Below are 14,134 nucleotides of genomic sequence, written 5' to 3'. Positions count from 1 at the left end.
CATCTCCCCCTTATCGTTGCGTTACATCCAACGAGATATCTAGTGCCTTGCTAGAATGCGTAAGCGCTCCGAGTGAAATATAATCGACGTTTGTATCCTGATACTGCACCAAGTCTTGAATTTTAATTCCACCTGATACCTCTGTCTTAATATGAGAGGGAACGAGATGAAGATGTTCCTTCAAAAAATCTGGGCTACAATTATCAAACATAATAACATCTACTTCTGCTTCAATCGCCTGTAGAAGCTGCTCATAATTCTCAATCTCTACCTCCACTTTCACCATATGACCAAGCTCACTTCTCACTTTCTCCACGCACGTCTGAATGGATCCCATATGCGCAATATGATTATCCTTAATCATGACCCCGTCATATAATCCAAAGCGATGATTGTATCCGCCTCCACAGCGCACCGCATGCTTTTCAAACATACGAAGCCCAGGGGTTGTTTTTCTTGTATCACAAATTCTTGTATGTGAACTATTTAATCGAGAAACAGCATGGTGTGTTAACGTAGCGATCCCACTCATTCGCTGAATGACGTTCAACATTACGCGCTCTCCTGTGAGAATCGCTCGAATTGGCCCCGTCACCTTTGCAATTACTTCCCCGCTTTTTATTTGCTGTCCATCTTTTACATGCAACTCGCACGTCACTCGTGAATCAACGCAGCGAAACCCTTCAACTAGCACAAGCTCTCCTGAGAACACTCCGTCTTCTTTCGCTCGAAATATCCCTTCGCCCTGCTCATCGTCAGCGAAAATGGCCGTGCTCGTCACATCCCGATCGCCAATATCCTCTATTAAAAACGCCTGTAATTGCTGTGATAGCTTTAATCGATTTATCATAAACTCCCCGCCCCGCTAACTTGTTTACGTTGGTGACTGATCCGTTTGTTTTTCCACTTTTTATCGTGTTCAACGGGAAAATCGGTGCGATAATGTGCACCTCGACTTTCCTCTCGTTTTAATGCCGCTTCCGCCATTAAAAGGACAACCGTCAGCATATTAATTTTCATCACATCCTCATTGGTATGAGAGGAAAGTTGGTTCTGTTGAATATTTTCATTGAACGGTTGAATTCGCTCAATCACTCGTTCTAATTCTTCTTTTCTCCGAACGATTCCAAGCGTCTTTGTTGCCCACTGCTGAATCGTCTCTTTGTCTGGAAGATCTACTGAGACGCTTTGGGCGATCGTCGTTTGATGATCGACTTCTTGAAATAGGTAATGATTTTGGCGAATGTGCTGTGCGGCAAGATTGCCAAATACAAGACATTCTAACAGTGAATTGCTTGCTAGTCGGTTCGCACCATGTACGCCTGTACAAGCTACTTCACCGACTGCGTATAGACCCTTTATGGACGTTTCTCCGTACTTATTTACTTTTACTCCACCCATTAAAAAGTGAGCACCAGGCACAACCGGAATCCGTTCATCAATAGAAATATGATGACGCCTGCACAAATTGGTCAAGCCAGGAAATTTATTTGAGAAATCCTTCACATGTTTGACCGACAAATAAATAGGCTCTCCCTTTTTGATTCGTTTGTCGATCTCGCGCGCAACAATATCCCTCGGTGCTAAACTACCAAGTGGATGAACCTCATTCATAAACGGCACGCCTTCATCTGTGACTAAAACTGCTCCCTCTCCTCTTACAGCTTCTGATACAAGGCCGACAGCACGACTGCCAACACGTAAGAGCGTAGGATGAAACTGCATAAATTCCAAATCAATTAGCTCTGCTCCTGCCCGATACGCCACTGCCAGTCCGTCACCAGTAACAGATGCATCGTTCGTTGTTGCTGTGAACAAAGCCCCGCATCCACCCGTTGCCAAAACGACAGCAGGCGCATAGTAATAACAAAGCTGTCCGTCGTTTCTACGACTAACAACTCCTCTGCATACTCCTTCTTCAACGATGACATCTTGAATCATTTCATACTCATGCAAACGAATATGTGGAAGAACTCGACGTGAGAAAAAACTCATAAGCGTCTCACCAGTTTGATCACCACCGGCATGAACAATTCTTCTTTTTCTATGACCACCTTCTCGTCCAAGCTCTAGCTGTCCATTTGGTCCACAATCAAACTGTATTCCTCTGTTTATGAGCTGCTGTATGTATAATGGACCTTCTTTTACTAAAAGCTTTGTGTGCTCCTCATGATTATGGAATCTTCCTGCAAGAAGCGTATCGTTATAATGTTGTTCTCCATAGTCATGTTCGAATAGTGCGGCGGCAACCCCACCTTGAGCACGAATGGAATTACTATGAAGATGGTGCTGTTTGGATAGCATTAACACTCGTTTGTGTAGACATAGCTTCTCAGCGACTGCAAAAGCGGCTAGACCACTTCCAATGATAATGACATCTGCAGCGATCATTTTATCCCTCTTTCTTTTACAAGTGTCTTGACACATATATTTACACATTATTAAACTAAATACAAGATCTTTTTTAAAGGGAGAGGGAAAACGATGATTTATCTTGACTATGCGGCCACAACACCTATGAGAACGGAAGCCATTGATGTATACAGGCAGGTTGCAACGAATATTTACGGAAACACTCACAGTCTTCATGACGTTGGTACAACCGCTCATTCCTTAATAGAGGCGTGTAAAGAAAAGCTTGCTGAGCTAGTTAACGGTGATAAAAACGGGGTCTTTTTTACAAGCGGAGGGACAGAAGCAAATGAGTACGGCATACGCGCTCTTTTAGCATCCGCACAAAACGGAAAGCATATTATTACGACTAAAATGGAGCATGCGTCCATTCTACATACGTGTGGGGAGCTTGAGAAAGAAGGCTATGAGATTACTTATCTTGCCGTTGAAAAGAACGGCAGAGTGTGTGTAGAAGAACTGCGGTTGGCCATTCGTGAGGATACGGTGCTATTTATTTTTCAGCACGTAAATCATGAAATGGGGGCGATTCAGCCCATTGAGGAGATTACTTTGCTTGCAGAGGAGCGCGGCATTTTTGTTCACTGTGATGTTGTTCAATCTTTTGGCAAGCTTCCGATTGATCTAAAAAGATGGCACGTTCATAGCCTCGCTGCATCCAGTCACAAAATTTATGGTCCAAAGGGCTGTGGTCTGCTTTATTTACATCCATCGATCAGTACATACACGCAAAAAGGCACGGTAGATACTCCTTCCATTGCAGCATTCACGACTGCTAGTGAACTTGCTTATAAAGAGATGGACAATACCCGTATCGGACATACGCAGCTACGGAAACATCTTCAGGCCCTCCTTTCTTTCTATCACCTTCCTGTCACTGTTGAGGGAGATGGCGAAGTATTGCCATCAATCGTTGGAATAAGCGTCCACTGGCTTCAAGGACAATATATTATGCTACAATGTAATCGGTACAACATAGCTATTTCAACAGGGAGCGCTTGTCAGGTAGGACATCAGCACCCCTCCTACTCTATGCTTGCTCTTGGGAAAACAGCAGCTGAGGCAAAGCAATTTGTGCGTGTATCGTTTGGACGTCACACAACGACTGATCATATTCGATCTTTCGTCGACGTTCTTAAACGAACCTTTGCAGAAAATCCTAACCCAAATGAAAAGACTTTATCACCTAAAACTGTGTAAAATAAGAAATAAATTCATTGATTTAGTAGGGAGCGTTAAAACATGACAGAAGCAAACAAAAAAATTCTCGGTGAACAGCGCCGAACTCTTATTTTAGAATGGTTGCAAACAGAAGGCGTACCGCTAACAGGAAGTGAGCTGTCAAAACGCACAAACGTAAGCAGACAGGTTATTGTTCAGGATATTTCATTGTTGAAGGCAAAAAATGAGCCTATCATTGCGACAAGTCAAGGTTACCTCTACATGCAAACACCTGATCAAAAGGGACGCTATGAACAAATTATCGCTTGTCAGCACGGACCTGAAACAGCTGATCGTGAACTCTTTTTACTTGTTGATCACGGCGTTCGCGTTCGTGATGTAATCGTTGAGCATCCAATTTACGGTGAACTAACGGCTTCCATCATGGTGAGTACGCGCAAAGAAGTGGAAACATTTCTCGAACACGTAAAAAACACAAACGCCTCTTACTTATCACAGCTCACAGATGGAACGCACCTTCATACGATCGAAGCTGATACACCGAAAAAGTTACAAGAAGCTTGCGCAGCATTGCGAAAAGAGGGCTTTTTAATTGAATCATAAAAAAGAAGGAGCCCGTGAAAGGCCGCCACTGAAAAAGTCCGTAAAGGATTGCGTTCATAACGGAGTCGGTTGATTTCCACTACAGGTTGCTTCGCTTTCCGCGGGGCGTGCGGTGAGCCTCCTCGCTGCTCTGCGGGGTCTCACCTGTCACGCTAATCCCGCAGGAGTCTCGCCACCTTACGTTCCAAACAACCTAGAGCGACTGCATCAGGTAGAACGGCCAAGTTTCCATTTCGAAAGGAACTTGGCCGTTTTTTGCTTTATAATAGAGAAAAAGCTGGATCCATTCCAAAGAACGGAATGGATCCAGCTTTTTTGTCTTACGTTCTACTGATCATCTAAAAAACCCGAAGTTTTTTAGTGGCCTCAGCGAAAGGCTCTCTCTTTTCATTCCATGACTTGATATGCATATGTACCAAGTATTGAAACGGTACATCCGAGAGCCTCAAGTTCAGAAATAGCTCCTGGAATGAGTACGTCATCTAGCTTTTGTTCAATATCAATGATGAAGAAATAATTGCCAAGTCCTGTTTTCATCGGGCGAGATTCAATCTTTGATAGATTTAGCCTGCGCCATGCAAAAGCAGATAACACTTGATGTAAAGATCCGGATTGATCATCAGCAGGAAGCTGAACGAGCAGCGTCGTTTTTTCTCCATCCTCTTTTGAGAACGGAACAAATGCATCTGACTCTTTATGCAACACTACAAAGCGCGTATGATTATGGCTATAATCATGAATATCGCCTTTGGCAATCGTTAGACCATACTCTGCAGCTGCTAGTTCATTTGCAATCGCAGCAATTTTGCGCTCTGGATATTCCTGAACGTATTGTGCTGCCCATGCAGTAGAGCTTGTCTCATGAATATCAGCGTGCGATAAATACTGATACAAAAATTTATGGCATTGAGCAATGGCATGGGGATGAGAGTAAACGGCTTCTAAACGCTCGTTAATCCCCTCATTTTGCGGATGCACCATTAAATGTTGGCGTATAGGCAACACAACCTCACCAACAATCGGCATTCTCGTTTCGTGAATCAAATAGTTTAAGGTTAGATTAACCGATCCCTCAAGCGTATTTTCAAGCGGAACTACTCCGTATGATACGTCCCCTTTTGCCACTGCATCAATGCAGGCTGGAATCGTTTTATACGGAATATAGTCCTCATTAGGAAATACCGATTGAACGGCTTGATGTGTAAAGGTTGCTTTTGGTCCTAAGTATCCGATTTTCCCCATGAAACTCTCTCCTTATGACGTTCTCTTATGCCCCTGAACCTAAAATATCTACTTTTTCTACAAATTCAAGGCTTCGTAAATGTCTTAATAATTCATTCAGTTCAATTCGTATTGCGGATGTATCAAGTGAGAGCGTAACGTTCGCACGCCCCTGAAGAGGGATCGTTTGATGAATCGTTAGTACGTTACAACCACTTGACGCAACAACAGACAATAAATGTGAGAGCGTTCCTGAACGATCTTCTAAATGGAAAAAGAGGGAGATAATCCGTTCTTTAACCACTGTATGAAAAGGAAACACCGTATCACGATATTTATAATACGCACTTCTGCTTAAATCAACCATCTGAACGGCATCTGCCACAGAGTCTGCTTTTCCTCGTTCAATTAAAAGCTTTGCTTCAAGGGTTTTACGCATCGCTTCAGGCAAAACGTCTTCGCGAATTAAGTAAAATTGTTGATCTTGATTAGACAAACAAAGCTCCTCCCCTTTTTGTCGACTTATTAGTCAATAAATTCAAATTCATATTCCATTAACTTAATAATATCTCCATCTTCGGCACCGCGCTTACGCAATTCTTCATCGACACCCATACCACGAAGCTGACGAGAGAATCTACGTACAGATTCGTCGCGTGAGAAGTCTGTCATCTTGAAGAGCTTTTCAATCTTATCGCCAGAAAGGACAAACTTGCCGTCACTTTCTCTCGTAATATCAAAGCCAGCATCTTCTTTTTCAAACTTGTAAAGAACGCGATGAGTTGATAGATCCTCTTCTTCTTCCATTGGGAAGTCTGGTGTCGTCTCAACTTTATTTACAATCGCAAACAGTAGGTCACGAAGGCCTTTTCGCGTTACAGCAGAAATTGCGAAGATTTCTACGTCATCTTCAATCTTCTCTTTAAATGCTTTTAAATTTTCTTCCGCACCTGGCATGTCCATTTTGTTCGCAACCACAATTTGCGGACGCTCTGTTAGACGAAGATTATATTCCTTTAGTTCAGCGTTAATCGTTTGATAATCCTCAAACGGATCGCGCCCTTCCATTCCAGACATATCGATCACATGCACAATTACGCGCGTACGTTCAATATGACGTAAGAACTGATGTCCTAGTCCGACACCTTGGTGTGCGCCTTCAATTAATCCAGGTAAATCTGCCATTACGAAACTTCTGTTATCTTCTGTTTCCACCATTCCAAGGTTTGGAACGATCGTTGTGAAATGATATTCAGCAATTTTCGGTCTAGCTGCAGACACAACGGATAATAGAGTGGACTTCCCTACGCTTGGGAATCCAACAAGACCTACATCTGCAAGAAGTTTTAATTCAAGAACGATATCACGCTCTTGTCCTGGCTCACCGTTTTCAGCGATTTGAGGTGCAGGATTTGCTGGTGATGCAAAACGCGTGTTACCACGGCCACCGCGACCACCTTTTGCAATAACTGCTTGCTGACCGTGCTCGGTTAAATCCGCAATAACTTCCTTCGTTTGTTCATCTGTTACAACCGTTCCTGGTGGCACTTTAATTACCATTGGCTGTGAGTTGCGACCGTGCTGTCCTTTTGACATTCCGTGCTCACCGCGTGTTGCCTTAAAGTGGCGCTGATAGCGGAAATCCATTAACGTACGAAGACCTTCTTCCACTTCGAAAATAACGTCTGCACCGTTACCACCGTCTCCGCCTGCTGGTCCACCTTTTGGAACATATTTTTCACGACGAAAGGCAACCATTCCGTTACCTCCGTCGCCACCTTTTACGTATATCTTTACCTGATCTACAAACATTGTTTTCACTCCGTTCTGTCGCCTAAGCCCTTAAGCTCTACGACAACACTTATCTCTTCTTTTGATGTAGTTTGTTCTTTTATATGAAATGAACTGTTGTTCTTTTGATTAAGCCATAGATGGATGAGGTCTTCTTGTTCTAGTATCCCACTAAAATCAAAAAAGAAACGAGTCTGATCTTTCTCCACTAGCAAAGACATACTCAAATGATTTTGCGTGCGAATATCAACGGCGCTCTCAAGCAAGGAAATGAACTGCTTGCACCATGCCGTAATAGCCTCATCATACATAGATAAATCCTTAATCTCTCCAAGAACTTCGATTTCAAGCTCTATCGGGTGACTGCACCATTGGTAAGTCATAATAAATTCTGTTAACATATGCAGCCGCGTATTTGTTAAATTTGACTCATGTTTTGCTTGGGTGATGATTTCATTAATAATTTCATCTACTCGATCTAGGCGATTTAATGCAAGATTTCCTTTAATAAGCTGTAGCCTATTTAACCAATCATGTCGAGCATAACGAAGTACTTCTACGACATTCCAATCTTTATCCATTTGAGCACTCCTAACCTTTCACGAGCATACTTGTACACATACTGTTAATTATAACAAATTCTACGATAAAGGGGGTAGAGAATCTTCGTATCCTAATTAGAGAAGCAGTAACCTCTTTTTACAGACTCTATTGCTTTTGAACCCCTTTTTCAATATGACTTTCCGAGCCGTCTGTTCTTCACTGCCCCTGTTGAAAATTACTGCCTTTGCAGCAAGGTAAGTGCAAGACTTACGAGAGGTTCAAAAACAAAAGGCGATCATTAAATAAAGAAAACTCTAACCCACATTAGGTTAGAGTTTTCTTTTCACGGCTTATGCTTCTTGAGCAACTGGGTATACACTTACTTGTTTGCGGTCACGACCAAGGCGCTCGAATTTTACGATGCCGTCGATTTTCGCATAAAGAGTGTCATCTCCACCACGACCTACGTTAGCACCTGGATAGATTTTAGTACCGCGTTGACGGTATAAAATTGAACCACCAGATACGAATTGGCCGTCAGCACGTTTAGCACCTAGACGTTTCGAGATTGAATCACGACCATTCTTAGTACTACCTACACCTTTTTTAGAAGCGAAGAACTGAAGGTCTAATCTTAACATGACATCCACCTCCTACTGTCTTTAGTTTATTTTTATATAACTTTGATAATCACGTTCGATTGATTCGAGTGACACAATCATACCTTCAAGAAGTAGCTGAATGCGTTCAAATGTAGAAGGTTCTACATCTGCTGGAATCTCACAATAGAGATAACCGCCTTCTCCACCCTGTTCAATAATAGGTGTCACATCGCAAAGAGCAATGATTGAATTTACGGCACCGATGGTAACCGCTGATACTCCTGCACAAACGATATCAGAACCGTACTCTGCAAAGTCAGCATGTCCGCTCACTTCAAAAGCTTGAATTTGATTCGCTGTATCACGAGTAATGTCGATTTTAATCATGTCATTACACCTTAAGCGTTGATTTTTTCAATCACAACTTTAGTGTAAGGTTGACGATGACCTTGTTTACGACGGTAGTTTTTCTTAGCTTTGTATTTGAAGACAAGGATCTTTTTAGCGCGACCTTGTTTCTCAACTTTAGCTGTAACAGTTGCACCTTCAACGAATGGAGCACCAACTTTAACGTTGTCACCACCAACAAATAATACTTTGTCAAAAGTAACTGTTGCGTCTTGGTCAGCAGCAAGCTTTTCAATGTAGATAGCTTGACCTTCCTCAACTTTGATTTGTTTACCACCAGTTTCGATAATTGCGTACATAATTGCACCTCCTCAATAGACTCAGACTCGCCATCACAGGTGTTCATCATGAACTTAAAACCCGTTCTGCGCGGTTGTAGCACGGGTGCTACAAACTAACATATAAAATAATACTATAATTGGATTCCCTCTGTCAATGTAAAATCATGAATTAGGATAGACGATTTTCAATGTCTTGAATCGTACCGACGTGACGAATTTCATAAGTCACATTACTTTTAGGAGAAACCGTCATAAAAAGCTTCAGCTTCAGCATTCCCTCTAGGTGAGCTAAAAATCCGTCTTGCTTCATCAGTTCACAAACATCCGCTTTCGTTTCCACCCAAATGGCTTCTGCTTCGGTATGTCGTTGCTCCCACAAAGCACGCTCAAGCTGATACGCAATCGTTTCATCGCTTAATACTTTCCCGGTCCCACTACAGGTTTGACAAGAAATCATCAGCGCTTCTTCTATGCTTTCCTTTGTTTTTTTACGCGTGAGCTGTAAGATGCCAAGCTCCGTAAATCCGACGATCGTCGTACGCACGTCATCTTCCTGTAGCGCCTCTTTCGTCACTTGTTCAATGCGCTTACGATGAGAAGGATTCTTCATATTAATAAAATCAATCAGAATAATACCACCGAGATTTCGCAGTCTTATTTGCCTTGCTACTTCTTGTGCCGCAAGCAAATTGGTCTCAAGAGCCGTTTCTTCAAATGAATGTTTCCCAGAAAATTTTCCCGTATTTACGTCCACGACGGTCATCGCCTCTGTTTGATCCACAACCAGATACGCTCCATTTTTCAGCCAGACGACTCTCTTTTGAAGACGTTCAAGCTCTGCCTCTACATCATACTGATAGAAGATTCCTTCGTTCTCACGATAGTAGTGAACAGGTAGGCTCTGACCGCTTAATTGCTGATAGAGGTCAAAATCATCTATTACAATCTCATCGACGCCTCGCTTTTGAACAGCTTCTAAGGTTGATTGAACAAAATCATAATTTTCCCAAAGTAGATTGGGTGCTTTCTTCAAAGCGCTCCTTTGTTTCATAAGCGCGTACTTCTGTCGTAAAGCACTAAGCTCACCTTCTAGTGCTGAGCGCTCGGCATCCTGTGCCGTCGTTCGGATTACGAGACCTTCCGCGTCACGACAAATGTCCTGTCCGATCTTCCGCAGATTCTCTCGTACACTTTCATCTGGGATTTTTTTCGATACCGCTACATAGTTTCCGTGCGGCAAATAGACCATGCTCTGACCCGAAAATTCAATAATGGCCGTAAGCTTCGGTCCTTTTCCACCGATGCCTTCTTTCGCAATCTGCACAACAACGGCTTCTCCCTCTGTCAGCAGGGACGTGATGTCACGATCTTTCTCACTGCCATCATTTGGTACATCCTTACAATGCAAATAGCCGTTCTTATCTAAACCAATGTCTACAAAAGCCGCCTGCATTCCTTTTTGAATCTTCACGACTTTTCCTATGTAAATATTCCCTACATTATTTTGTTGACCCTGTTGCTCTAAATAAAGCGCATCTAGCCTGTTGTCATTCATAACGGCGATACGTTTTGACGTATTCGCGACGTTTATTACACACGTTCTCATCTCTTGCTCCCTTTCTATATAAAGCCTGTCTGTGTTCTACCCTATCAATAATTGGTCACCTTGTACACCGAGACGTTTTACATTCTTTCTCCCTATAGTATCACCTGTATCAAGCATTTTGAACAAAAAAAAGAACAGGAAATTCCCTGTTCAGTCATTCAATAAAACGGTACTAGTTCATTAATTGGTGAATGAATTCGTTTTTCAGTAAAATAGGCGTGGAGAATTTCATTTTCATCCACCTGCTGATGAGTTGATTCTTTTCCTTCGACAATTACAATGTGCTTACACCCGCGCTGGAATCTTTGCAAAATGGTGTGAAGCGGCTCTTCTGGCGGAACTGTGAGCGGACGCAATGAACTAATCTCTAGCTTTCTACCTTGATAGCGTTCTAGCAGAAAGCGAATGTACACATAGTAGCGATCTTTCCATTCTTTATATAACGAGATGATTAAAAAGCTAATGATGACCCAAAGATGAAACTGCTGAAAATAGAGAAAGCTTGAAATTAAAATTAAAATAGCAAGAGACACTGTTGAAATATAAAGAGCCTGCTTATGGGCTTCAATGAACGGCTTCGTATGACTAAGCATAATGAACAAAACTTTCCCGCCGTCTAGTGGCCAAATAGGGAGAAGATTGAATAGTAGAATCGTAACGTTTTGAATCATAAACAGGTGAAACAAATCAGCTGAAAGAACGTCTGCTGTATACAGTCCGTAACCAGCAAGCGCCATCCAAACATGCTGAAGAGGACCGCTTAATACAACAATGAGTTCCTCATGAAGCGGTCGGTTACCGTGCTCATCCATCTCAGCCACTCCACCGAACGGAAGCAGCAAAATGCTTTTAATTCGCCATGAAAAAAGATGGGCCGCAACGGCGTGACCCAGTTCGTGAATAAAAACGATCAAAAACAGAACGATGAGTTGCTTAAAGCTTGCTGTCAAAATCCCAATACCTAGCACAAACCAAAAGACCGGATGAATGTGGATTTTGAATAGAAGAGAAATCCAGTTACTCAAAGTTAATCACCTTGCTTGGATCAATAAATTTTTCTCCTTTTTTGATCGCAAATGAATACGTTCCCTTTTTCCCATCATCTAAGCTTGAGACAGACCCAACTTTTTTCTTTTTATCGACAAAGTCATAGAGGTTAACGTCGACCTTATCTAAGTTTCCATACCATGCTTCGGTTCCATCTGCGTGCTGAATGACTACTGTTTTCCCAAACCCCTGCTTTTGCCCAATAAACGACACAAACCCTTCACTCATTGCTTCCACGACAGATTTACTGCCCGTTTCTACAATGATGCCGTGCCCCGTCTTCTTAAAACTTTGTAAAACGTGACCAGATGCAGGGACCGCGTAGTCAGATGTAATCGTTTCTCCTTGCTTTTTATCATCGAGAGGGAGAATTGACAAAGGCTTTCCAAACGCCTTTTCATACCATGAGGAAACGGCGGCAAACTGAAATTCCTTTTCCATATACCCATTTACAAAGTGACGTGCTTCCGTAAAATGCGGAGACGGATTTTTAAACAAAATCGCTATCACTAATACAAGACAAGCTGAAGCCAAAAATTTGAACAGAAATACTTCTTTTCGAAATAACGGATGTCCTTTTTCTTTCGTAGGCGTGTACTCATACATCGTGACATCATCTACTGAATACTGTTCCTCTTGAACTGGGAAGACCACTGGTTTAGTCGGTTTCTCACTTCCGCTTAGCTGCTTCTTTCTTTCTGCAATACGTCGCTTAACTTCATTAACACGTCGATTCATACGCCACCATTCCCCTTACAAGCTTGTTTCTAACAATGTATGACTTGTCCTCGGGACTTATGACTAAACAACTTTTTTTGAACATCATCCATAAAAAAAAGGATAACCACACCGTTGCGCCGGTTTGGTTATCCTGATCATAAAGAGAAAAATAATTCGTTTATCGAACGCCGAAAAATTGCTTAATACGAGCAAAAAGCCCTTTTTGCTCTTCGTCTAGAGACTGTAACGGAACAGATTCCCCTAAAATACGACGCGCAATATTTCGATATGCAATCGATGCTTTGCTTGAAGGATCTAAAGCAATTGGTTCACCGCTATTAGAAGCCTTAATAACGTTATCATCGTCCGCTACGATTCCAATCAAGTCAATCGCTAAAAGCTGAACGATTTCATCCACATTTAACATATCCCCATTTAGCACTAAATGATTACGAATACGGTTAATAATGAGTTTAGGAGGTTCAATTCCCTCTTCTTGCTCTAATAAGCCGATAATTCGATCCGCATCACGCACTGCGGAAACTTCAGGAGTCGTGACAACTAGCGCTCGATCAGCACCAGCTACAGCATTTTTGTACCCTTGTTCAATACCGGCAGGACAATCAATTAGTATGTAATCAAATTCCTGTTTCAGTTCAGTCACAAGCTCTCTCATTTGCTCAGGAGTTACAGCTGTCTTATCACTTGTTTGTGCAGCAGGGAGTAGATATAAGCATTCAAAGCGTTTGTCTTTGATTAAGGCTTTTTGAGGTTTGCAACGACCCTCAACGACGTCTACAAGATCGTAAATGATACGATTTTCTAGTCCCATAACAACATCTAAATTTCTCAAGCCAATATCTGTATCCATCAGGCACACTCGTTTGCCAGCTAAAGCTAACGAGGTTCCTAAATTAGCAGATGTCGTGGTTTTCCCAACGCCACCTTTACCAGACGTAATTACAATCGCCTCTCCCACTGTTAACTTCTCCTTTCTAACCTTGTCAAATTAGGTCTGAGATGCATCAAGCTTTGTACACGCTCTACTAAAATCTCGTCGCTCTCATTGACATAAGCGCATTCCATCTCTCCACCATCTTCATGTTCTCCGCGATCAGATCCTCTTGAATAGACCTCACTAATGCGAAGCTGTGAAGGCTTCATAAGCGACGCAGCCACTACAGCCTGTCGATTACCATCATAACCCGCATGGGCAATTCCACGCAGTGCACCTACCACAAAAATACTGCCTGCAGCAATCACTGTTCCTCCTGGATTTACATCCCCTAATAGAAGTAAATCACCTTCTACTTGTAGAATTTGTCCAGAGCGTACAATACGAGCTACAGAGATAATTTCATTTTTCTTTTGTTGCTGAATTGCTTCTTCTTTTGTTATGACGTTACATTCAATTTCATCAACAATCAGATATTTTTTCTTCCTGATTAGCGCCTTTATTTGCTCTTCTTGTTCAGAAGCTACGTAACGATTACCTGCATTCACTTTAACATGGACAAGTTGTTGATCGTCTCCGTACTGATTCGTTGATAATTTGAGCTCTAACTCATCTAATAGTTCCTTAAATGAGCAGGTATCACTGAGATGTAACGTTAGCCCTTCTTTAGTCCCTTTTATAGTTACATTTGGCTGTTTCTGCCTATTCACAACGCTCACCTCAACGAAAATATAATTTCGACAGAGACGTACAAAAATCCTCT

General features: G+C 42.2%; 16 protein-coding genes and 1 other annotated feature. Of the genes, 2 read left to right on the top strand and 14 right to left on the bottom strand.

Annotation, left to right across the window (positions count from 1 at the left end):
* Positions 1-10 precede the first annotated feature (10 nt).
* Both nadC and nadB read right to left on the bottom strand, forming a co-directional pair.
* Complete coding sequence (nadC, locus tag AMD01_RS08710) at positions 11-847, bottom strand: carboxylating nicotinate-nucleotide diphosphorylase (protein WP_053401056.1); 837 nt, start codon at positions 845-847, stop codon at positions 11-13.
* Positions 847-2,391, bottom strand: a complete 1,545-nt coding sequence (gene nadB / locus AMD01_RS08705) for an L-aspartate oxidase (RefSeq protein WP_053400999.1) — start codon at positions 2,389-2,391, stop codon at positions 847-849. Before nadB ends, nadC begins: the two co-directional genes overlap by 1 nt.
* 93 nt (positions 2,392-2,484) lie before the next feature.
* Between nadB and AMD01_RS08700 the strand changes: the two genes are divergently transcribed.
* Together AMD01_RS08700 and AMD01_RS08695 are read left to right on the top strand one after the other, a co-directional pair.
* The gene (locus AMD01_RS08700) at positions 2,485-3,612 is read left to right on the top strand and encodes an IscS subfamily cysteine desulfurase (protein ID WP_053400998.1); all 1,128 of its coding nucleotides are present in this window, start codon (positions 2,485-2,487) and stop codon (positions 3,610-3,612) included.
* A gap of 42 nt (positions 3,613-3,654) precedes the next feature.
* Complete coding sequence (locus AMD01_RS08695) at positions 3,655-4,197, top strand: transcription repressor NadR (protein WP_053400997.1); 543 nt, start codon at positions 3,655-3,657, stop codon at positions 4,195-4,197.
* A 387-nt stretch (positions 4,198-4,584) separates the two neighbouring features.
* Here AMD01_RS08695 and pheA read toward each other — a convergent pair whose 3' ends face one another.
* The 12 genes from pheA to minC all read right to left on the bottom strand — a co-directional run bounded on the left by pheA (position 4,585) and on the right by minC (position 14,081).
* Positions 4,585-5,439, bottom strand: coding sequence for a prephenate dehydratase (gene pheA, locus AMD01_RS08690; RefSeq protein WP_053400996.1), 855 nt, complete (start codon positions 5,437-5,439; stop codon positions 4,585-4,587).
* 25 nt (positions 5,440-5,464) lie between these two features.
* Positions 5,465-5,914 (bottom strand): ACT domain-containing protein, encoded by a 450-nt coding sequence (locus tag AMD01_RS08685; protein WP_053400995.1) that lies wholly within the window; start codon positions 5,912-5,914, stop codon positions 5,465-5,467.
* 29 nt (positions 5,915-5,943) lie between these two features.
* Positions 5,944-7,230 carry a GTPase ObgE gene (gene obgE, locus AMD01_RS08680; protein WP_053400994.1) on the bottom strand — a complete coding sequence of 429 codons (1,287 nt, stop codon included), beginning with the start codon at positions 7,228-7,230 and terminating at the stop codon, positions 5,944-5,946.
* Positions 7,231-7,235: 5 nt separating this feature from the next.
* On the bottom strand, positions 7,236-7,790 hold the full coding sequence (locus AMD01_RS08675) for a Spo0B C-terminal domain-containing protein (RefSeq protein ID WP_053400993.1): 555 nt from the start codon (positions 7,788-7,790) through the stop codon (positions 7,236-7,238).
* A 312-nt stretch (positions 7,791-8,102) separates the two neighbouring features.
* On the bottom strand, positions 8,103-8,393 hold the full coding sequence (rpmA, locus tag AMD01_RS08670) for a 50S ribosomal protein L27 (protein ID WP_053400992.1): 291 nt from the start codon (positions 8,391-8,393) through the stop codon (positions 8,103-8,105).
* Positions 8,394-8,414: 21 nt separating this feature from the next.
* Entirely contained in the window at positions 8,415-8,741 is a 327-nt protein-coding gene (locus AMD01_RS08665; protein WP_053400991.1) for a ribosomal-processing cysteine protease Prp, read from the bottom strand.
* 11 nt (positions 8,742-8,752) lie between these two features.
* Positions 8,753-9,061, bottom strand: a complete 309-nt coding sequence (rplU, locus tag AMD01_RS08660; RefSeq protein WP_053400990.1) for a 50S ribosomal protein L21 — start codon at positions 9,059-9,061, stop codon at positions 8,753-8,755.
* A gap of 13 nt (positions 9,062-9,074) precedes the next feature.
* Positions 9,075-9,147, bottom strand: a sequence feature (ribosomal protein L21 leader region).
* A 65-nt stretch (positions 9,148-9,212) separates the two neighbouring features.
* Complete coding sequence (locus AMD01_RS08655; protein WP_053400989.1) at positions 9,213-10,649, bottom strand: Rne/Rng family ribonuclease; 1,437 nt, start codon at positions 10,647-10,649, stop codon at positions 9,213-9,215.
* Positions 10,650-10,807: 158 nt separating this feature from the next.
* Positions 10,808-11,674 (bottom strand): M50 family metallopeptidase, encoded by an 867-nt coding sequence (locus AMD01_RS08650; RefSeq protein WP_053400988.1) that lies wholly within the window; start codon positions 11,672-11,674, stop codon positions 10,808-10,810.
* The gene (locus tag AMD01_RS08645; RefSeq protein ID WP_053400987.1) at positions 11,667-12,434 is read right to left on the bottom strand and encodes a M23 family metallopeptidase; all 768 of its coding nucleotides are present in this window, start codon (positions 12,432-12,434) and stop codon (positions 11,667-11,669) included. Before AMD01_RS08645 ends, AMD01_RS08650 begins: the two co-directional genes overlap by 8 nt.
* A 160-nt stretch (positions 12,435-12,594) precedes the next feature.
* Complete coding sequence (gene minD / locus AMD01_RS08640) at positions 12,595-13,395, bottom strand: septum site-determining protein MinD (protein WP_053400986.1); 801 nt, start codon at positions 13,393-13,395, stop codon at positions 12,595-12,597.
* A 2-nt stretch (positions 13,396-13,397) separates the two neighbouring features.
* On the bottom strand, positions 13,398-14,081 hold the full coding sequence (minC, locus tag AMD01_RS08635) for a septum site-determining protein MinC (protein WP_053400985.1): 684 nt from the start codon (positions 14,079-14,081) through the stop codon (positions 13,398-13,400).
* Between the last annotated feature and the right edge of the window lie 53 nt (positions 14,082-14,134).

This window comes from Priestia koreensis, assembly GCF_001274935.1.
Lineage (GTDB): Bacteria > Bacillota > Bacilli > Bacillales > Bacillaceae_H > Bacillus_AG > Bacillus_AG koreensis.
Note: the sequence above shows the minus strand (reverse complement) of the source record. Positions and strands in the feature narration are given on the sequence as shown.